We start from the raw sequence: 22,180 nt of genomic DNA, 5'->3' as shown, positions 1-22,180 counted from the left end.
TGCGGGAAGGGCAGCTTCGAAATGAAGCTACCCTTCCCGCATGATGATATGATGTTGCTAAAATGGCTGAATAGCCAGCGCTTTGTACAATTTCGCGGGGTCGTAGATTACACCGTCCTTTATGACCAGCCGGGTGCGTCTTACATCGCTGATGTTGACAGCCGGGTCGCCGCCAATCAATACCATATCCGCCACCTTGCCTGCCGCGATGCTGCCCAGCTCCCGGCTTTTCCCGGTATATACCGCCGTACCGTAAGTGGCCAGCTGTAATACCTTAGCAGGTGGTATACCAGCTTTTACATAGAGTTCCAGCTCCCGGTACATGTCAAATCCAGGTGTGCCGTCGGTCCCAGCCACAATGCGGATGCCGTTATCATACAGCAGTTTGGTGAACTGCAGAAATACGCCGAATGCCTGGCGGTAGAGCGTGTCCTTACCGGGAGGCACCGGCAGGCCGCCGCCGCCTGCGCGCAGCTGGCGCTGTATCTGTACGGGCATATGCGCAACAATATGTTCGTTTTTCTCTTCCAGCTTGCCATCCCTTGCAGTGTACATAGGTTCAAAGGCGACCAGTGTCGGATCAGAAGCGATGTTGCGTGTTTTCATCAGCTGGAGTAAATCCTTTACTTCCTGGCTGTTAAGATCCAGTGTGGTAGCTTTTTCCGCCAGTATCAGAAAGCGTTGGGGCGTGCGCGTGTCCACCGTATCTCCGAAGAAATTCAGCAGCAGCATATTCATATGGGTAATCTCATCATATCCGGCTGCGATGGCCTGAGAGGCGGTCATATAAGCCGGGATATGACCACATACGCGCAGATGATACTTCCGGGCTTCCGCTATCAGCGGCTTTACCCACTCCGGTTTCATGGAGCTGTATAGTTTAATCTGCTGATAACCTTTATCTGCAAACATCTTCACCGCTTTCTTTCCTTCTTCCGGATTGTTGATCAGGGCGCCGGTAGGTGCAGACAGCGGGCCGGCCCTGTCTATCAGTCCGCTGAGTACTTCGATGCGCGGGCCTATCAGTTGTCCCCGGTTGATCTGATTCCTGAAAGTCAGCAGGCTGGTATCGTTTCCCATATCACGCACATGCGTTACGCCGGCGGCCAGGTGCAGCAGGCCGTCTATACCCTCGCTGAAATGCACATGCATATCCCACAGGCCCGGTATCAGGGTATGTCCCCTGCCGTCAATGATACGGGCAGCCGGAGCGGTAATGGGCTTCCCGGATGATACCTCCAGGATACGTCCCTTGCTGATAAGCACATCTGTATGCGGTAACGTTTGCGCCTGTACGGCGTCGAAGAGCGTAACATCCTTTATCAGGATATTACCGTTTACCTTTTCCGGCAGCTCTCTGGCAAGCCGGTAATTGCGGCTGTCTTCTATTTTCTGCTGTACCTTAATCAGCTCCGGCACATACTTTTCATATCCTTTGGGAACAATGGAAAACCATTCGCCGGTAATGCCGAAGATATTATGTTGCGCATCAGCCCAGTAATAATCAGGAACAGAGTTGAGGCCGGAAACACTGCACAGCCGCAGCTTACGGGCAGCAGATCCCGTGCCGACCGTATGTTCATTCACTATTTCCATGGTAGCTTCCCCGAAAGGGAGGAGCTGTATCTTATTGTTGTTCGACGCCAGTGCTTTAATAATGTTTCCACCGTTGGTCAGCAGCGATATATAAAATGCTTTCCCGTTTACTTTCCGGGTTTCCTGTTCTGCACTGTTTTTCCATTGTGCGTTACCGTTATCCAGGGAGAAATCTTCTGCCACCTCCTTCTTGAAATAATCTTTTCCTTCCACATGCAGGTAAACCGGAAATCCTTCTTCGTCTTCCCGGTAAATACTATGCAGGCTATCGCCACGGCCGCGGTCATTGTACTGATACCAGCGCTCATAACTTCCCGGGCCTTTCTGTACAATTTTCACCGAGCCTTTGTTATAGCCGGTCATGATGATGGAATAAAAGGAGGTATCATGCTGTTGGGAGTAACAGGGGATAAATCTCAGCAAGAGGAGCACCAGCAGGGCGCCCAGGGTTTTGTTTCCGGGTAACATGGGAGGTATTTTGGATTATGCATTAAATATAAGCATACTTCCTCAGCTGTTATGTTTTTCATGTCACAAGACAATTATCCCTGTCAGTGTGCAGACATTTTAGAGAAGATATTAATGACAAGTACGCCTGCTACAATCAGCGCCATACCTATTACCGCCGGCAGATCCACCCGCTGTTTGAATAACAGCGCACCGACTGCAGTAATGATAACGATGCCCACGCCGGACCAGATGGCATAGGCGATGCCTACAGGAATATATTTCAACGACTGACTTAACATATAAAAGGCAAGGCCATAACCTACCGCCACCACCACGGATGGCCATAATTTGGTGAAACCGGCAGACTGCTTCAGGGCGCTGGTGGCAATGACTTCCGCGATAATGGCCACAGCCAGGTACAGATACTTCATATAACGTTGTTTATCAACAAATTTAATCTTTCCCGGTATTCATCTCCGGCTCATTTACCAGCACAATTTTCCCGATATGGCGGCTGCTTTCCATCAGGCGGTGCGCTTCCGGCGCCTGCGTAAAAGGAAAAACCGCATATACAGCCGGCTTGAATTTACCGGCATGAATCAGCGGCCATACCTTTTGCAGCATATCTGCCGCCAGCATCTTTTTGAAGCTGTATTCCCGGCTACGCAGCGTACTACCGGTAACGGTTAAACGCTTTGTCATGACCGTAAAAATATTTATTGGCGGCGTATTCCCTTCCATAGCATTGATGTAAACCAGGCGGCCTTCCGGTTTCATGATGTGCAGGTTCTTGCCCAGGTATTCTCCGCCCACCATATCCAGTATTACATCTACTCCTTCATCAGCCAGCACGGCTTCAAAATCCTGTGTTTTGTAATTGATGTAAGCGTCAGCCCCCCACTGCATACAGGCGTTTCCTTTCTCTTCAGATCCTACAGTGACTATTACCGTTGCGCCCATTGCCTTCCCCAACTGAATAGCCGTGATGCCTATACCGCTGCTACCGCCGTGTACCAGCAGGCGTTCCCCGGCTTTAAGTCCGGCCCGCTGAAAAACATTACTCCACACGGTGAATACCGTTTCCGGGATGCTGGCGGCCTCCGCAAAGGTCCAGCCATCGGGCACCGGCAGGCATTGTCCTTCTTTCACCGTTACGTATTCAGCATATCCGCCACCTGCCAGCAGCGCGCATACTTTATCACCGGGCTTCCACATGGTAACAGCTGCGCCGCATTGTACCACTTCGCCGGCGGCTTCCAGGCCGGGAATATCGGCAGGCACGCCGGGAGGAGCAGGATAGTTGCCCTTACGCTGGGAAACATCCGCCCGGTTGACGCCTGCTGCTTTCACGGCAATCAGTACTTCATCAGGGCCTGGCTGCGGCGTGAGGTAGTCCTTTAACTGCAATACTTCCGGTTCGCCCGCACGGGTGATGACAATCGCTTTCATGGTAGTTATTTTAGAAGAAAATAAAAAGAGTATATGCTGTTGCAAAGGTGGGTAATTCCTGAGAAAATATGTGGTACAGCACGGCAGGTAATCTTCAGAAACAGCAAAGGTTTTCTCAACCACCCACCACCAGCGGCTTCCGCACTTCCGCCAACCTCACATAAGGCGTATAAAACGCCGACAGATTCAAAATAATCAGCAGCGCTGAAAAGAAAAACAACCCCATAAAAAACGCAATGAACACATGCAAGGCAATAATTCCGCAAAGCCAGTACATCCGCGTGGCGCGCATATTCATGAACAGCCCGTATCCCATTTCAAGTACAATGGTTGCCCATCCGGACACGACAAAGAAAGGGGTGTTCGCCAGCATATCCAGGTTCAGCAGGCTGTAGTAATTATGGCTATGCAATGCCTTCCACAGTGCTTCTCCGTTACGCCAGGTGACGCCTATCACCTTATCGAAGCCGGAGAAAAAATAGGCAATACCCATATGTACCTGTAACAGGAAAAGGTACGGACGATGATCCGGCAGCTGGTATCGTTTGCGCCGCCGGTTGTCCAGCGAATAAACCCGGCCTACCGGGAATATGCAGCAATAAAACAGGGCGAAGGTGGTGTAGCCATCAATACCGTATTCATACAGGTGTATAGATTTTATCAGCAGCAGCTGGAAGAAGAGCGCCACCATGGCGCTGATGCGGGTAAACAGTCCGGCCATCAGCAGGAGCAGCGCCAGCGGATAAGCCAGGCGGCAGCACAGTAATAAGGTATCATAGGCTATCGGCAGGTGCAGGTGATGCAGAAATGCCTGCATACTCACCAGTGTGGGGCTGACATTATCCGTTGTGGTATCCATAATGTCCGGGTAAATATATCCCTTGTAGGAATACAGATCTGCAAAATCAGGCTGTATAGCCAGGAAATGCAGCAAGGCAAATCCGGCGATGTTTACACGGAAGAAAAACAACCAGCCGGGATAAACGGAGCCGGACTTTTTACTGTTGAGCGTGGTCATATGTATGCAGACTATAACGGACCGAAATAATTTTCATGAGCTGATAGCTGGCAGGCGCGCCGGCACGGACTTCCGCCAGCGTCGGAAAATCCAGGAGGTTGTAACTCAGCGATACGGAAGTATCCTGGCAATGGTGATGCTGGAACAGCGTCACTGCAATATTTTTGAATACAAGCTGATTGAGGTCATTCATGATATCCGCGCCTTTGCCGGCAGGCAGACTGTCCTGCATATGAGGCTTAATAAAATCATCGGTAAGGGCGTTGCCCATAGAGAAGAAACGCAGTGTGGTTTCATAGGATCTGAAATCAGCTGTGATGCCTTCTCCGGCACACTCTCCCATCAGCAGGCCGTTGGAACGCACGTTGATGCCAAAGAAACCGTAGCCGGTTTCAGCCCCGGTATAACGGCCATAGTAACGGCATGGAGCAGCGTTCAGTATTTTTTCCGCGGCGAGGGCTGCCCGGTTATTATTTACTTCCTGATGAAATTCCTTGTAGGAGCTGTTTACCGTTACTGCATTCACCAGAAAAATAAACAGCAGGTGCAGGTATATCCAGGGATATAATAAAAACCGCCTGCATACAACGATGGCTGATTGTTTAACAACCAGCCATCGTGCAGCCAACTTATTTACCTGCGGTAGCATACCGGGTCATAATTTCATTAGCTTTGATTACTTCCTGGGGCAGATCCCTGATAGTTTTCCAGAAGATAAAACGGGTAGATACCCAGTCTTTGTAAACAGAGGTTTCAAAAATACCTCCTGACTTCCGGTTACGGGGATCATTAGCGGCGATAACGATTTCCTTACGTTCAAAATCTTTGATACCGTAATGCTCCGCTATCACTTTCCTGATTTCTTCCTGCTCGGCTGCAGGTACATTTTTTACAGCTGTTCTCGATACGGTGTACAGGTTTTTACTGATTCTTTTTACACCGGTTGCTCTTTCCTGTCTGAGGGTGAATGAAAATAGTAAGAAGATGGGGACGCATAATGTTAACCACATTAGCTTTTTCATAACATAAACATTTGGGGGTTACTCCTACTCTTTTTTGAGGCATTTTCGGAATCCTGCCTACCCCTCAAGTTACAGCTTTAATTCCGGTAAACAACAATAAAGTTTTCTAGTTGCCACACATTTTATTGATTAACAAAACCACTCCCGGGCCTTGCTGCCATTGGGCTCTATAGCCTCCGGGCGACGTCATCATCATAGGATAACTACCCAGAGCAATGTCGCAATCGCCATCACCGTCTATATCTGCGGCATCCATTACCAGCCAGCGCCCGACATTACCAAGATGATTACTGTATAGCTGATAGGCACTTCCGGTTTTTATATATAACCGGAATTCATCCTGCGGAGAAGCGGTGGTATCCGGGAAATAGGAAATACAGGCGATGTCTGTCTGTCCGTCGTTATTAAAGTCCCTTGCCAGGGCTTTATAAGCGCCATTCTGCGGCAGAAATACCTGTTGGGTATATGTTCCGTTACCATTGTTATGATAGATATAAATGCCATGCCAGGGCTTCATAACGGGAGAAAAATCCGCATTATCCCCGCAGGTATAGATGATATCTGTCAGTCCGTCGTCATCCATATCTGCGGTATCAAACCCTGAAGAGCCGTATACCGGCGGAAATCGCAGCAATGTATGCGGGGTAAATTCCAGCTTTCCCAGGTTTTCAAACCATTGCAGCAGCTCATTACCCTGACTGCTCAGCGCCAGTATATCAGGTCTTCCGTCCCTGTTCATATCCGTTACTGCCATATGCACGGTCCCTGGTAAAGCATAGATCACATTTTCCGTATAACCGTTACGGTTAGCCTTTGCATGGATGCTCAGTTTACCTTCATCGACGCCGAATTCGGCGGTCAGCAGCTCCGGAATACCATCTGCATCCAGATCTGCGGAAAGCGTCTGCACCGGCCGGTACAACTGCTGCAACACGGTAGTACCGGGCTTATCATCATACAGCTGCCGGTATTGCACAGCGCCGTTCTTCGCGGTAGTCAGGTTCAGGGAAGTGCCGATCACCGTTTCCAGCACCTGCCTGCCGCTTACCTGCATATCGGTTATCACGGCGTCTCCGGTACGACGGGCATGTGTAGCTATGCCTTCCGCATTCACATACCAGCACAGGTGATTCACAGCATCGGCTGCATACAGCTCCCGTTGCACCGGATTGATACGGATACAGGAGATATTGGCCGCCCGCTCTCCCGGCAGCCGTACATGCCGGATCTCAAACAGCACGCCGATATTGGCTACCGGCTCCGGTATCACATCAGACTGCAGCTTTGCCGGCGCCTGCGACAGGTAATAATGACGGATAGCTTTCCATTCTGCCTCACTGATGAGCGGCTGTAACGGCCGCAGCTTCTCCTGCTCCGCAGACAACGGCCCGCCATTCCAGCCAGACATCACACCCATGCGCAGCGCCATCTGCGGCAACACCTGCTTATCCCAGCAGGCCGCCGGCAACAGGGAAGGATCCGGAAAAAGATGACAGCTCCCGCATACCCTATGCGCTGCCTGCGCCTCTTCCCGGCTTCCCCCTGCCTTACAGGCTGTTAATAACAGCAACAGATATATACAGATCCTTCTGCCTATTGCCTGATAAATTTCCTTTGCCATATCTTCCCTCCACTGCTGACTTCCAGTACATAAACACCCGCCGGTAATACACTGGCGGACAGGTTTATTTTATTGTTTCCCTTTACCAGCCGCTTTTCCATACTGTACATTTTAGCGCCGGACATGTTATAGATGCGTATCTGCGCCAGGTTTGCCGACGGCAAGGTAATATCCGCCTGAAAATTATTACCAGGCACCGGATTTGGATATACCGTAATGCCGGTTGCTGCTATCTCCGTTTTTACAGGCTGCTCCATCGCCTGACGGCTTAATTCGCCGGCAACATTTATCTGCATAAAAAAATCCTGTGTGGTGGTGTAATCCGCCTGCCCGCAAGGTCCCGGATCATTATTCCAGGCATCATAGCACCGTACGCGCAGCCGCACTTTACCCGTTACAGCTGCTGCCGGCACAGTAATACTACGGCTGATGTTCAGCACAGTGCCGCTGTTATCCTGCCTGGCACTGCCAACGGAAAACAATAATTCTCCGCTGTCAGTAAAGCTGCCGTTATTGTTCCAGTCGGCATACACATTCACCCTGGCCCATCTGGTATTGGTGCTGTTAAGTATGTTCAGCGTAAAGGAAGAATCTCTCTTCACAACAACAGAATCAGCGGTATAAACGCCATAACCACCGGCAGGATATGCGTTGCCGGTAAAGCTGATATTATGTGATGCACCGGCAGTACTGAGCGAAGTGATATAACGGTCCTGTGCATTTGCACCGCCACCTGCCGTACAGGGCGCGGGCGAACCGCCGTTGCCACCTCCGGCAATCGTCATATCATCTACAGTGATAGTACCGGTACCGGTGTTGGTGAGCGTCAGTTTCACCGTAGTCATATGCCCGGTATATTCCGCCGTAGTGGTAAAGTCAATGGACGATTCGCTGAAAGCTGCAGCTGCATTACTGTTCAGCAGATACTGATTTTTTACGACGCCGCTTACCTGTGTGGTATTTTCTATTTTGGCCTGCAGACTGCCACTGCCCTTTAACCAGTATTTCAACTGGTATGGCTGACTGTTATTCAGAAAAATATATTGTACCACTGACTGACCTGCTGCAAGCGACAGCGCTTTGCTGCCACTGCGCGGTGAGGTGGTCGTCAGTGTACCATTACCGCTCCAGGGATACAACGTAGTATATTCAAAACCATTGTCCGGCAGTTCATTAGCCGGAGATACCGGCCACTGATAGCCGCGGATATAATCCACTTCCATCATAGCGGTGCTGGTCATACCGGCAGACCAGCCGTAATAATTTCCCAGCAGTATATTCATAAAATGGTTGGGAGCCATGTTCTGCTGCGGATTGCTCCACTCCTTGGCCAGCGCGCCGTTGATATAGTATTTAATACCGGCGGCCGTCCATAGCAAACCATGCGTGGTCCAGTTGTTTTGTCCGCTCAGCGATGCATTGTAAGTGGTCAGGTTACCCTGGAAGGTGCCGTCTGCAGCCACATTCCCGTGCATGGTAAAAGGCGTGGTACCGGTGGTGGTGGCATTGCCGCTCTGCTCAAACACATCTATTTCAAATGCCTGTCCGCGGGGCCTTACGCCGGCTACGCCGTTATACGTAGTTCCCTGTTCCATGTAGTATTTCAGGTCAGGTCCCGGCGAATCCAGCCAGTAGGCGACATTCAGTCCGGTGGTGGCGTTGGTGGTATTACTGCGCCGGCATCTTATTTCGAAATAGCCTCCGCGGCTGTTATCCACATACCGTTCATCGGAGCGCCAGTCATAGGTTTGAATAGACGACAGCTTCCTGGTAGGCCAGTAGGATTTTGCCGGCATGGTATCATTGGTAATCAGCTGTATGGTGCTGCCGGTCATGATGATACCGGGTTGCGGCAGCGTATCGTTCTGCATGGCAGAGAGGTTGGTGCCTGACTTGAAATCGATGGTGGAATAATAATTCGTAGACCATTTGTTCCGGTTCAGCAGCAGGTCATTAAACTCATCGTGCCAGTACAGCTGCATCCCTGCAGGCACTGCGGCAGAACTGGGGACAGACAGATTATTCACTTCTGCCGAATCCAGCGTCCATTGTTTTGTAGTGACAACTGATGTATTCAGTGCGGCAGAAGTGCCGCTGCTGTTATAGGCTTCCACCCATACGTAATAGGTGGTAGCGGCGGTGAGACTGTTGATATAATACCGGTTGCTGTTAGCGCCAATAACTGCGCCTGCGGCGGCAGGCTTCACAGCGGTGGTGTTCCAGTAAATTTTATATCCCTGTTCATTGCTGGCAGCATCCTGCCAGGAGAGGCGGATCCAGCTGCGGGTACCCAGGGTTTTCAACTGTTGCGGAGCTGCCGGCAGCTGCGCCATGGCAGCGGCTGACAACCCCAGGGCTGCTGCCAGGACAGCGGCGGAGCGTAATACATTTTTCATGGAGCTACAGATAGTTTTGATGGTAAAGGAAAACGCAAAAGTCCTGCTTAATTATCGTATAGTCATCTCTGTTAGTATATTAATTCCGTATTGCTGTTGTTCATCGGTAAACCAGGTAATATTACCGTTGGCGCAGCGCAGGGCATAGGCGGAATTGTATTTCAGTACCGGCGTACCGTCAGGCAGCCAGAGGCCCAGCCGGTAGGTGCCGGGGGCAATGTGCTGCTCTGCCCGCACCGTAGCAGTGATATGGTGTACCAATGGCCGGCATAGCGTATCACCCGGCTGATAAGGCTGCCAGCTGTCCGGCAGGGTGCTGGCGGGAATCACATACGCGACTTTCCCGTCAGCATTGAGCAGTACAAAAAAGGCCTCCCTGGCGTTGTGAGGTGCAGAAAAACCCCGGTTGATCAGGGACAGCTGCAGTGTAAAATTCTCTTTTGCAGATGCGCTAACGGGAAGGGTTAAACGCTGTAGCTCTATCCGGTATCCCAGGTGATCGCGGATATATTCAAAAGCAGTTCTTTTTACCGGCAGGTGGCGGGCATCGCGGAAATAGCCCTCGGAAACAGGCAGGTGCGCAGCGGATATCATGGCCTCCGTCAGCGGATATGTTCTCCAGTATCTGATATTGCTGCTGTCATTTTCCAGGTTGTTATGCACAATACTCAGGCTGGTATAATGATGATCCCGCAACCGCCGGATACCGTTCACCACCTGAAAACGATGATTAAGGCCCCAGCCGTCGCAGTCGCAACTATAAGGCAGCTCTCCGTCTATCAGCAGCCAGGGCGACTCATCTGATGCCTGCTGATATTCCGGCGTTCCCCTGACATAATCATTTCCTTTGGCACGGGCGTGTTCATCTGCACAGAAATAATCATTGTGAAACCCGATACGCGCCTTCCATGCTGCGGGCAGCACGGCTTCCTGCTTACGGTAAGGCATGCGCACCATCAGCTGACGCTCTGCCGGGATATGCTGAAAAAGCGCGGTGAGTACCATTTGCAGACTATCTGCACTGCCGGCAATGGGCGAACTGTGCCACTCGCCCCAGGCGCCTACAAGTCCTGCCTGCATGGCATGAATACTTCCGCTATATGCTTTCATTACCGGCTCCAGCTGTGTCAGGTGGCGTTGTATATCAGCTACGGTAACGTTGGTAAGGCCGGGATCATAATCATAGGCAAAACGTAGCAATGCCTTGTATCCCTTACGGGCAAAGCTTTGCATGGTAAGGGCTATGTTATCCAGTCCCTGTGTGGTTATATCCTTTCCCACATAGGGAGTCAGGTAGATATACAACTGGGAAAGCGTGAGACTGTCGCCGGCGCCGTAGCGGGTTTCCAGGAAACCCAGCAAGCTGTCTACCGTAGTGGGATTAGCGCCGTAAGTATGTCCGTCGCCGGATTTCGCATAGGGCGATTGCAGGTTATCGGCCAGCACAAAGGCTTCGTAACGGAATCCCCGCTCCGGGTTGCGCAGGGGTGCACGGCCGTTTTTATCATCAGGACGTATTCCCCGGAAGGTAACAACCCGTTGGGCATCTGCATAAAAACAAATACAACAGTACAGGCAGATAAAATATAAAGAGCGCATATGGTAACAGGTTTAAAAGCATGACGGGAACTCCGGAAGCTGCTGCTGCCGGATGTTCCCGTCATTCACATTAATTATATCAGTATCCCTGGTTTTGCTTTATCAGGCCGCCGCTTTCATCGATGGCCGGGCGCGGGATAGGATAGAATATTTTAGTGGTATCGGCGAAAGGAGAGCCTTCTGCTCTGGCACGCTGTACGTATAGTCCCCACCGTATGAGGTCATCGCGGCGGGAGCCTTCTGTCCACAGTTCAAAAAGACGTTCGTCCTGCAGCTTGCTGCGGAGTGCCGGCTGGCTGAGGCTTCCGTGGGTGAATACCGGCAGAACGGCACGTGTGCGAATGCGGTTGAGCAGATCTATGGCTTCATCAGTAGGACCAGACGATTCATTGATTGCTTCGCTGAGCAGCAGGATTACATCTGCATACCGCCAGATAATCATATCTGTACCCTGTGATTCTCCGCTGGCAGCAGGATCCGGACCGTATTTCACCGGCAGTGCACCTGGCAGGCCGGCAGTCTTCGCATCTTTATAAATCAGTGCGCCTCCCGCATCGCGGCCTACCGGATAATTTCTCAGCAGCACAGAGAGGCGGTCGTCTTTCGGATCAAATTTATCATAGGTCTTCCAGGGCATTTTATATCCGCCCCAGGCGGTGAGCGCTTGTCCGGCAGGATCGAAGTAGTCTCCCTGCAATACGTGCGCCAGCCACATGTTAGTCTGATCCGCATCATTGCGGCAGGGTACTGCCATAATGATTTCCTTGTTGCCTTCGTTGGTGATCTTAAAGATATCCGCGTAGCGGCCCTGCAGGTTATAGACGCCCTGTTCGTCACCGAGCTTCAGCAGCTGGCGACCGGTACTAACGGCGTCGGCCCAACGTTTTTTCTGCATATAGAGTTTCATCAGGCCGGTGAGTGCGCCACCCTGTGTAAAACGGCCATAGTCGGTGTTACCATAGGCGACCGGCAGTGCGGCGGCGGCATCCTTGTAGTCTTTCTCTATCTGTTTAACCATCCAGTCGTCTGCAGGGCGTGGCACAGCAGGGGCCAGCGGGTTCTGGGCAGTTCCTGCATCTACCACAATGGGAACAGGTCCGTAAAAACTATAGAGTATCTGGCTGTAGTGCGCACGCAGGGCCAGGGCTTCCGCTATATACCTGGATTTCAGTGCGGCGTCCATCGTTACGCCTGCAGCCTTATCCATAAAGATGGTACATTCAGATACCTTCCTGATGAGCGTAGTATAATGTCCGGTGATCTCGCCGAAGTTATCTGCAAAGTTGAGGTCATTCATTTTTTTCCATCCGTCCCAGCCCCAGGAGCATACCAGTTCATCGGTGGTCATGCTGTTCTGCACGTGCCAGGAGCCGTTGCCACTGCCCCACCCGGCATATCCGCCGGTCATCAGGCCGTTGTAGATGGCCGTCAGCGCTGCTTTCACATCGTTGCCATCTTTATAGAAGGTGGCAGGGGTAAACTGATCGTATACATCCGGCTGCAGGTCTTTTTCACAGGCGGTAAAAGTGGTGAGGCCCAGCAAAAGCAGCCCTCCGCATATAATTGATGATGTTAGCTTCATGTTCATTGTTGTTTAGATTAGAAAGAAACATTCAGACCGATGATCCAGGAACGCTGGATGGGATAGGCCGCAAAGCTCTCCAGTTCAGGATCTATGCCGCTGTACGGCGATATCACAAACAGGTTCTGTGCATCCAGGTAGAGGCGTACGGACGAGATAATATGTTGTTTCTTCAGGAGCGAAGCCGGCGCGGTATATCCCAGCGTGATATTGCGGCAGCGGATGAACCAGGCATTTTCCCGGAAGTAGTTGCCGGTGTACGAGCCGTAAGGATTATTCAATCCGCTGGGGCGGTCGCTGTTCTGGTTATCAGAAGCCCAGCGGTCTTTCACCAGGCTCAGGGCATTCCAGCCAAACTGCGCCAGCGTTGATTCCAGGTCGTAGGCGGTAGCGAGGTCCGTGTTCAGTTTAGTGCGTTGCAGCTGGCCATAGAAAAAGATATTCAGGTCAAACTGTTTATAGGCGAATGCGTTGTTGAATCCGAAAGAGTAACCGGGATCCTGTGTACCGATATACACCTGATCGGCGGAGTTCAGCTTCCCGTCAGGTTTTCCGGTGAGGTTACCGTTATCGTCGTAACCGTTGAGGTCTTTCACTTTCACCATACCGGGCATCAGGCCGGGCATATGATCCGGTACTTTTTCACCCACCTTCAGGATACCATCGGTCTGATAGCTGTAGATAGCACGGATAGGGTCGTGCAGGCCGATATACTTAGCCAGTGTTTTCACCACCAGCGGATCGCGTTCTTTCCAGGTATCGCGGTAGCGCGCGATATTGAAATCAGTGTTCCATACAAAGTTGGTGGTAGTGATGTTATTGGAGCGGAGCGTGAATTCAAATCCGCGGCTCTGTGTTTTCCCGATGTTGGCAGACATGGAGCCGACTATAAAATAGCTGGGGAGCGGTCTTGAGCTGAGCAGGTTGCTGATGGTTTTGTTGAAGAATTCGAAGGTACCGCTGATACGATCTTTGAACAGGCTGAAATCCAGTCCGATATTCACCTCGCGGGCGGTTTCCCAGGTGAGGTCAGGGTTGGCCACCTGGCTCAGGTAAACGCCGGTATTCTGTGTGTTACCGAATACATAGCTTTTGCCGGGGCTGTAATAGGAGAAGGCGTTGCCGCCGATATTGCTGTTACCGGTAGAACCGAAGCTGGCACGTAATTTCAGGAAAGAAATAACATTACTGTAGCGCAGGAATTCTTCGTTAGACACTTTCCAGGCGCCGGAAACAGAGGGGAACCAGCCATACTTTTTGTTCTCTGCAAATTTAGAGGAGCCATCGCGGCGGAGGGAGGCCATCAGCAGGTATTTATCTCTGAAATCAAAGGTCACGCGCGCAAAGTAGGAGGCCCATCTTTCGCGGACCTTAAACGATCCCACACCTGGCCTGGCGAATTCGCCCATGCCCAGGTTGTTGAAAACAAAGTTGTCGGTAATAAATTTCTGGTTACTGGCATTGAAGCCTTCCTGCTGCAGCACCTGGTAGGAATAACCACCTACGGCCGTCAGCGAGCTGTTATCCTTAAATGTTTTCCGGTAGTTGAGCAGGTATTCCAGCAGGCCGATGTTGGCCGTATTTTCGAGGATGTTGGCTTGTCCGCCGGTACGTGCGCCATAGAGGAACGACTTGGGCAGATAGTTGCTTCTTTTATTATTGGATTGGTCGAAGCTGAAATTAGCTTTGGCGCTCAGCTCTTTGGTAATGTCCCAGGTAGCGCTGGCGGCGCCGAGCAGGCGGGTGCCTACCGTCTGATCCGTTATTTCCAGGAATGATGCAGGATTGGGTGCATTGGAATAATCGGGGTTGAGCGGATAGGTGCCGTCAGCATTCCGTAAAGGCACTGTAGGCGGGTGATAGAAAGATGCCACAATGATACCGGAGTTCTCGAACAGGCCGCCACCGATAGCGGGGTTGCTGCTGACAGAACGGGAGCCGTTTACATTGACAGAGAGCTTGATCTTATTACCGACGAGCTGGTCGAGGTTCATGCGGCCGGTATATCTTTTATAACCGGAAGTTTTGATTACGCCTTCCTGGTTCAGGTAATTACCGGACACGTAGAATTTTGTTTTATCGTTACCACCGGAAACGGAGAGGTTATGCTGATCCATATAACCGGACTGTGTTACCGCGTCGATAGCGCTTTGCGCAGGGCCGGCCGTGTCTATTTCAGTCTGGGAGTAGCGTGGTTTGAAGGGATCTACCGCTGACGGATCTACGTTGCCGTAAGGTGCAATTTTATTGGTGCGCAGCCAGCGTTCATGCAGGATGCGGTTACGTTCCGTCATGTAGTCGTGTTTGTTCATGATGTCGTAGAACCTGGCCGGCTCCTGGAATGCATGGCTGAAAGTGTATCCCACGCGGGCTTTCCCTTCCTTACCTCTTTTGGTGGTGATGAGAATAACGCCGGCGCCTGCCCTTGCGCCGTATATGGCTGCAGAGCTGGCATCTTTCAGCACTTCGATAGATTCAATATCATCGGGGTTAAGGAAATTCAGCGGCGAGCGGTTGATGCCGCCATAACGGTTACCAGAGCCGGGTTCATCGGCAGCGCCGTTAACAGGCACACCATCTACCACATATAAAACGCCGGCAGAAGCAAAGGAGGCGTTACCCCTGATCTGCATGGTAACACCGGCGCCAGGCTGGCCGGTAGGCTGCGTGGCCATCAGGCCGGCAGCCCTTCCGCTCAGCGCCTGATCAATGGATGTATTGGCCGATTTGGGAATATCCGTTGCTTTTACAGAAGAGATAGCGCCGGTAATATCCTTTCTTTTCACACTGCCATAGCCTATTACCACTACTTCTTCCAGCCCCTGGGAAGAGATACCGAGTGTAATGGCAATATTATGATTACCGGCATGTGCCGCCGTTTCTTTCTTTTCGTAACCTACCAATGTCAGTACCAGGGTTACATCTCCCTTTACATTCAGTTTGAAATGTCCGTTAACATCAGTGATGGTACCGTTGGTAGTGCCTTTTACCAGCACCGTAACACCAGGCAGCGGGGTGCCGTCATCTCCCTTTACTATCCCGGCAATTGTTTTTTCCTCCTGCCTGGAGATGCCATCGGGGAATGCCTCCTGCAGGGCAAATGGTTGTTTACTGGCGGCATAGGACAGCACAATTTGTTTATTCACTGCTTCAAAGCCCACGCCGGTGCCTGCCAGCAATGATGCTAACACATCGCGCAAAGGCTGACCGGTGGCGGTGATGGTAACATCTCTTTTCACATTGATCACCTCGCTGCTGTAAATAAACTGTACATCCGCCTGCTTTTCCAACGCCAGCAGCGCCGTTTTCAGCGATTGGCCCTGAACGGTAATGCTGACCTTATTATCCAGCAGGGATTGTGATTTACCTTCCATGGCATAACACATGCCGGTAAGGGTGAATAGCAGCAGTAACTGTACAACTGAAATGCGCATAAGCTTTTTTACTAGCTGATGGTGATTAATACGATAATTCCACATAATTTTGGTTGTTTACGGTTCTGTAATAGAAATAGACCTCCCTTACCGCAGCAAGCTGCAGTACAGGTTTTATGGAGCCGGAACGACTCCGGGGGTTGATAATGTAGCCGCATTATCAGCTCCCTTTTTCATATTGATATAGGATCAGTTAAAACATAGACATTACAGGTTGTTAATGGTGAAACGATAGTTTTCAGATTTGCCGGTATGGTTGATATTACCGGGTTGTAATGGTGAATGATGCATGATACATTGCATGTGCCGGGCAAGGTGCCGGGCGGGCAGGATCATTTTCATTGTTCATACGTGCGTTGCATTTTTCCTGCTTAATTGTGCAGGCAGCCTTTTCCGTTAATCATCAGCTGGCCTTCTGTTTCCTGGTAACTCAGGCCGATGGCCTTACAGATGAGATCCAGCTTATCATAAAAACCTTCTTTGTTCAGATTGGCCGTGATAGTGCATGACCGGATAGCGGCCGTATCATACAATATCCTGATGGCATATACTTTTTCCAGTTTATCAAAAACAGTAGTCACCGGCGTATCGGTGAACATAAAATCTTCCTGGTGTTTTACGGCTACCTGTGCCAGCGGCGCTGCTATCAGGCCCTTGCTCAGCTGCCCGCTACCGGTTTCATAGCTGGCTTCCTGGTTGGGCAGTAATATCATGCCGGCGGTTTGCCGGTTGCTTTGCTGCACCTTTACTTTTCCGTGCTGCACAGCTACGCGCACCTTCCCGTATTCCGGTTTGCTTTCTACCGTAAAAACAGTTCCCAGCACCGTTGTTTCAATATCTCCGCTCATCACTACAAAGGGATTGTCTGCCAGTTGCTTCACATCAAACTGTACCGTTCCTTCCATGCGCACGCGGCGTTCCTGCGTGCCCCAGTCGGTATTATACTGAATGCGGGCGCCGGGTAACAGTGTAATTCCTGATCCGTCTTTCATGGTTACGGTTACCGGCGTTGTACCGGTATTGTTGCTTTCTGCAAAGCCATTTGCTGCTTTCGTCCATTGTCCGGCAGAAGGGCGGTTCTGACGCAGAAACAGCCAGCCCATACCGGCCAGCAGTATAATGCCTGCCACAGCGGCCGCGGCGCGCCAGCCGTATCCGCGGCCGGTTTTCACCGGCAGCTGCTGTATGGTATTGCAAACGTGTTGCTGAATTTCTTCGTTGGAAAGCGGATGCTCCTTCACATGTATGGCGAGCAGCAGTTGCCTGGCTTCCTGCAGCAGCGTTGCCTGGGCGGGATTATCCGCCAGCCACTGTTCCCAGTAGCGGGCAGCCTCGCGGTCATTGCCCAGCGTCCAGTCCAGGAAGGATGCTTCCTGCCAGAAATCTTCTATACGATGGAATTGTTTCTCAATCATTGTTCACGTGAAATAAAAACTGCTTCGCTATATCTCTTTAAGACATGCAGTCATCAAATCTCACCAATGAAAATGAAAAATTTTTAAAAAAATTTGGAGAGAAGGGATATTATGAGGGCTACCACCAGGCCCCAATGGGATTTCAGCCTTTTTATGGCGGCAGATAAAAGGTTATAAACAGCTTCTTTCTGCAACTTCATAATAACGGCTACCTGTTCGTGATCCATATTCTGGTAGTAGCGCAGGTAGATGATTTCCTGCTGCCGGGGGCTGAGGGACTGCAGGCTTTCGTGCAGCCGTTGCCGCTGTTCCCTTGCCGCCTCATTATCTATTATGGAGGTTTCTACAGAAAATTCCGCATCGAAGTGCGGATCTGTCTTCCACCATTGTATAATATGCTGGGCCTGTAGCTGCCGGCGGCGCAGCTGGCGCATCATATCATGCCGCAGGCTTTTGAACAGGTAGCTTTTAACATGCACCTCCCTGCTCAGCCGCTCACGGCGGCTCCACAGGTGCGTAGCCATATCCTGGATACAGTCCTGCACAAATGCTTTGTCAGCATGCATCTTCATACCATATTGGAAAAGTGCAGCATAGTAAAAGGAGATCAGCCGGCCGAAAGCTTCGCGTTCACCGTCCAGAAATTGCTGCCAGCAAATTAACAGTTGTTCTTCATTAAGATGATATTTGTTCACTACACTGGTTTGCATGCATCTTTCCCCCCTCAGGCTGTGGTAATAATGACCTTTATTGGTCCCAGGGGCAAGTTAGTAAAGTTATCATATTGTTGAGAGAGAAAAATACAACTACCATCCTGCCAGCAGACAGCCCGTGATGGCCAGGGCCACCGTCAGCACCGCGCAAACCGTACGCACCGTATTATAGCGGTTCCACCTGCCCTCAAAAGCAGCACGGTGTCCTGCCAGCTCCTCCGGCGATGCCTGCAGGCTCACTTTGTCCAACGCATTATTCAGCGGTACATTCACCACCGCCGTCACACCAAAGACACCAATAATATACATCACCGTAGCTGCCAGAAACAACCAGCCCCCCACCTCCGTACCATAGCGGAACTGCAGCCAGGTACTTACCGGCAACAGCACCACCGATCCCATAAAAGAAGCGAAAAATACCGGATTCAGAATCGCCCGGTTAATAGACTGCATCGCCGCCATATAACCGGCATCAGACAAACGCCCCAGCCCCGGATTCACCGAACAGGAATAAGCATAGAACAGGCCAGCCATTAAGGCAGCGCTGACAGTTGTAATAACGAGGAACATTTTGATGAAGAGAAAAAACATGGTAGTAGTTTGGGAATCAATTACGAATTACGAATTGCGAATTACGAATGAAGAGCGAAGATATGAGCGGATAAGTAAATTTTTTATCCGCTTATATCTTCGCTCTTCATTCGTAATTCGCAATTCGTAATTCGTAATTCATCCAGTTCAATTTGTACCAAATTTACCGCAGTCCCTGCAAATATTATAATACTATTTATCGCCGGCCAGCAGCAACGGCATCATCACCAGCAAAAATATGAGCAGATATACAATAAGATGTGTGATTCTGTAGATGCGCTTATCGATCCGGTCGGTATTCTGTGGCCACACCACATCCAGCAGAAACGCAATAAACTGCACCGGCACTATTACAATAAAGGGAATCAGCCATATTACCACAGAGGAGATGGAACGCAGGATGGAACCATGATTCAGATAGATATACAGGAGCAGGGTGAGGTAATAGATGAGATAGATGACGAGGAGTTCAGGGAGGCGCTTTTTCATTAAAGAAAGATAAGGAAAATAATTGCGAATTACGAATTGCGAATTACGAATGTAACCCGAAGATAAAAGCAAAGACCGAAGCGGATACCTGGTAGTATTATCGCTTCCGTCTTTGCTTTTATCTTCGGGTTACATTCGTAATTCGCAATTCGTAATTCGCAATTATACTAAAACCGGTACATCACAGTCACCACTCCCTTCCCTGGTACCTGGGGCGCACCATACACGTCCCAGTATTTTATATTGCCTATATTTTCGTAGCCGGCAGAGATACGGAACTTGCGGTGGTTATAGAAGATGTTGGTATTGAATAGGGTATAGCCGGGGATGGTGAGGGTGTTATCGTCGGTGGCGAAGAAGTCATCGGTGTAGAGGACGCCCACGCCTATACCCAGACCTTTCAGCGGGGAGTGCTGCAGGGTGTAGCTGATCCAGCCGTTGGCGGTGCTGGCAGGGGTGCCGAAGGGGCGTTTGCCGCTTTTGGAGGCGTCGCCCCGGGCGAACTGGCTGTCGTTATAGCCGTAGCCGGTAACGATGTTCAGTCCTTTTACGGGGGTAGCCATGATTTCGATGTCGACGCCGCGGCTTTGCTGCGAGCCGTCCTGTATGGAGGCATTACGGTTCTCCGGGTTGGGGCGTACCTTATCTTTCACGAGTATGTCATAATAGCTGATGGTGGAAGTTAGTCTGCCGTCGGCCAGGTCTATTTTTACGCCGCCTTCTGTCTGCCGCGCTCTTTCCGGTTTAAAGACATGGCCTTCCATATCTGGGGCTACGTAGTTGATGCCTTGCATGTAGTTGGCGAACAATACGATGCGGTCTTTCAGCAACTGGTAGGTGGCGCCCAGTTTGGGAGCTACGGAGCCGGCATCCGGACCGCTAACCGGGTCGGTGCTGTTGCGGTATTTGTAACCGCCATCCTTGTAATGGTCGTAGCGCAGACTGAGCATAACGTTCAGCCTCTCCCCGATGCCGATAACATCTGTGATATAGGCGGCATAGGTTTTCTGTTTGAAGTCGGCCTCCCAGAAGGCGTCCTTATAGGCTTGTGAGGCGCGGACCCGCTGAATCGGGAAGGGCGGATAAGGTGCTGTCAGGCTGATGGTATCCTGCTGCCCTACCGAATACCCGGAAGCATAGGTCTGCATCCGCTGGATGTCCAGGCCTACCAGCAGTTTATTTTTAATGGCGCCGATACGGAATTCCCCAGTGAGGTTGGGTTGTATTTCTATACTTCTGAATGTCCAGTAGAAATCGTAGATGTCGCGCCCTACCTTATTTCTTCCTCCTGCCGTTGCGGGGTCGAGCAATGTCAGGCCGATGGTACCGCTGTTATAATTAAAGTGCGCCATAGCAATATTGGTGCTGATCTTCCATTTGTTATTCAGCTTGTAGTTCACCTGTGCAAAGATATTATAGGTGCTGCTGGGCGGATAGTCCGCCTGGCGGTTGCCATAGGTAGCGTAATAGTCCAGCGGTATCTGGTCATAGCGGGTATAGTCATGAGTGCCGGCGCTGTAGCCGGGCCAGGAGGTGATGGCGGGTTTGGAATTCCAGTTCAGCTCTGCATCCACCAGGATACTGAGTTTTTCATTCAACTGGAAGGAGAAGGAAGGCGCTGCTAAAAAAGCACGCTGGAAGTCAGTATCCAGGAAGCTCTGCTGCCAGGTAGCGGCTGTATTTATCCGCATCAGTGCGGTCTTCTTTGCATTGAGGGGTGTATTCACATCAGCAGTAACACGTTTGTAATCATAGCTGCCGGCACTTACGCCTACTTCTCCCATAAACTGCTGCAACGGCTTTTTCGTCACCTTGTTGATTAAACCGCCATAGCTTACGCCCTGAGAGCCATACAAAGTACCTGCAGGTCCTTTCACCGCTTCCAGCCGTTCTATGTTCTGCGGATCTCCCGCCATCAGGTTGTTGAAATAAATACCGTTACGGATATACGGATTAATAGCAAAGCCCCGCATAAAGGTGACGGAACTACCCTGATAATCGTTGGTACTCAGCACTATTCCGGGAATCGCTTTCACGGCCGACTGGTAATCCATCACATTTTTCTCCAGCAGCAGTTCCTTCGAAGCCACACTATACACCTGCGGGTTACGCAGGTTATCCAGCTCCATACGGGATACATATTCAGAACGTTTGTCCGCTACCTTGTTATGATGATCTGCAATGATGACTTCTTTCAGCTCTGTACTGGATATTTTCAGCTGTATTTCAACATGGGCGTTAGTCCCCTGCAGCACCGTCACCTCTTTCACCACCGCCTCGTACCCCATCAGGGATACCTTCACCTGGTGCTGTCCGGCGGTTATATTTCTCACAATAAAATTTCCGTCATTATCTGTTACTACAATACGCTTGTTACCATCTATCATGACCACAACAGCAGCGGCCGGCTCTCCGCCTGAAGTGATGACCCTTCCGGAAAGGACTTCTCCGGTTTCGGCCGCAAATAAACTATTACAGATCATGCCCAGCAGGCATAGCAGCGCAACAAAATAAGTTCTCATGAATATTCATTTTAGCGACGGTTGAATAATCGCTTACGTTTTTTTTTAGTGGCGCTAAGTTCGGAAGGAAAGAGAGGATAGGGTTATGGATATTGGAAAAGTTTTTACGATATAGGGAAAAGTTTGAATTACGAATTACGAATTGCGAATTACGAATGTAGAAGCGAAGAGCTAAACGTAGATGAAAAGAGATAACTATTGTATATCACCTTTCATCTACGTTTAGCTCTTCGCTTCTACATTCGTAATTCGCAATTCGTAATTCGTAATTCGTAATTATATA

17 protein-coding genes are annotated in these 22,180 nt (G+C 50.6%); all 17 read right to left on the bottom strand.

Going from position 1 to position 22,180, the window contains the following annotated elements:
- Window positions 1-57: 57 nt before the first annotated feature.
- Complete coding sequence (locus GWG06_RS05080) at window positions 58-2,064, bottom strand: amidohydrolase family protein (protein ID WP_160711742.1); 2,007 nt, start codon at window positions 2,062-2,064, stop codon at window positions 58-60.
- 83 nt (window positions 2,065-2,147) lie between these two features.
- Complete coding sequence (locus GWG06_RS05075; protein WP_160711740.1) at window positions 2,148-2,477, bottom strand: SMR family transporter; 330 nt, start codon at window positions 2,475-2,477, stop codon at window positions 2,148-2,150.
- Between the two features lie 22 nt (window positions 2,478-2,499).
- The gene (locus GWG06_RS05070) at window positions 2,500-3,495 is read right to left on the bottom strand and encodes an NAD(P)H-quinone oxidoreductase (RefSeq protein ID WP_160711738.1); all 996 of its coding nucleotides are present in this window, start codon (window positions 3,493-3,495) and stop codon (window positions 2,500-2,502) included.
- Window positions 3,496-3,610: 115 nt separating this feature from the next.
- Window positions 3,611-4,513 (bottom strand): HTTM domain-containing protein, encoded by a 903-nt coding sequence (locus GWG06_RS05065; RefSeq protein WP_160711736.1) that lies wholly within the window; start codon window positions 4,511-4,513, stop codon window positions 3,611-3,613.
- Window positions 4,494-5,162 (bottom strand): hypothetical protein, encoded by a 669-nt coding sequence (locus GWG06_RS05060; protein WP_160711734.1) that lies wholly within the window; start codon window positions 5,160-5,162, stop codon window positions 4,494-4,496. Before GWG06_RS05060 ends, GWG06_RS05065 begins: the two co-directional genes overlap by 20 nt.
- Window positions 5,143-5,535 (bottom strand): hypothetical protein, encoded by a 393-nt coding sequence (locus GWG06_RS05055; RefSeq protein WP_127034182.1) that lies wholly within the window; start codon window positions 5,533-5,535, stop codon window positions 5,143-5,145. The genes GWG06_RS05060 and GWG06_RS05055 overlap by 20 nt, the downstream gene beginning before the upstream one ends.
- Before the next feature lie 106 nt (window positions 5,536-5,641).
- A complete protein-coding gene (locus GWG06_RS05050; RefSeq protein ID WP_160711732.1) occupies window positions 5,642-7,156 on the bottom strand; it encodes an FG-GAP repeat domain-containing protein in 1,515 nt (504 codons plus the stop codon).
- Entirely contained in the window at window positions 7,129-9,552 is a 2,424-nt protein-coding gene (locus GWG06_RS05045) for a GEVED domain-containing protein (protein ID WP_160711730.1), read from the bottom strand. Before GWG06_RS05045 ends, GWG06_RS05050 begins: the two co-directional genes overlap by 28 nt.
- A gap of 51 nt (window positions 9,553-9,603) precedes the next feature.
- Window positions 9,604-11,151, bottom strand: a complete 1,548-nt coding sequence (locus tag GWG06_RS05040; RefSeq protein WP_160711728.1) for a DUF4832 domain-containing protein — start codon at window positions 11,149-11,151, stop codon at window positions 9,604-9,606.
- Window positions 11,152-11,230: 79 nt separating this feature from the next.
- Entirely contained in the window at window positions 11,231-12,733 is a 1,503-nt protein-coding gene (locus tag GWG06_RS05035) for a RagB/SusD family nutrient uptake outer membrane protein (protein ID WP_160711726.1), read from the bottom strand.
- 17 nt (window positions 12,734-12,750) lie between these two features.
- A complete protein-coding gene (locus GWG06_RS05030; RefSeq protein ID WP_160711724.1) occupies window positions 12,751-16,167 on the bottom strand; it encodes a TonB-dependent receptor in 3,417 nt (1,138 codons plus the stop codon).
- Between the two features lie 207 nt (window positions 16,168-16,374).
- Window positions 16,375-16,509, bottom strand: coding sequence for a hypothetical protein (locus GWG06_RS30680; RefSeq protein ID WP_262888673.1), 135 nt, complete (start codon window positions 16,507-16,509; stop codon window positions 16,375-16,377).
- Window positions 16,510-16,538: 29 nt separating this feature from the next.
- Window positions 16,539-17,582 carry a FecR family protein gene (locus GWG06_RS05025; protein WP_160711722.1) on the bottom strand — a complete coding sequence of 348 codons (1,044 nt, stop codon included), beginning with the start codon at window positions 17,580-17,582 and terminating at the stop codon, window positions 16,539-16,541.
- An 83-nt stretch (window positions 17,583-17,665) separates the two neighbouring features.
- Entirely contained in the window at window positions 17,666-18,292 is a 627-nt protein-coding gene (locus GWG06_RS05020; protein ID WP_160711720.1) for an RNA polymerase sigma factor, read from the bottom strand.
- Window positions 18,293-18,388: 96 nt separating this feature from the next.
- Window positions 18,389-18,886, bottom strand: coding sequence for an anthrone oxygenase family protein (locus GWG06_RS05015; RefSeq protein ID WP_235938146.1), 498 nt, complete (start codon window positions 18,884-18,886; stop codon window positions 18,389-18,391).
- 192 nt (window positions 18,887-19,078) lie between these two features.
- On the bottom strand, window positions 19,079-19,375 hold the full coding sequence (locus GWG06_RS05010) for a hypothetical protein (protein WP_127034165.1): 297 nt from the start codon (window positions 19,373-19,375) through the stop codon (window positions 19,079-19,081).
- Window positions 19,376-19,542: 167 nt separating this feature from the next.
- A complete protein-coding gene (locus GWG06_RS05005) occupies window positions 19,543-21,897 on the bottom strand; it encodes a TonB-dependent receptor (RefSeq protein ID WP_160711718.1) in 2,355 nt (784 codons plus the stop codon).
- Between the last annotated feature and the right edge of the window lie 283 nt (window positions 21,898-22,180).

This window comes from Chitinophaga solisilvae (genome assembly GCF_009928525.1).
GTDB classification, from domain to species: Bacteria; Bacteroidota; Bacteroidia; order Chitinophagales; family Chitinophagaceae; genus Chitinophaga; species Chitinophaga solisilvae.
Note: the sequence above shows the minus strand (reverse complement) of the source record. Positions and strands in the feature narration are given on the sequence as shown.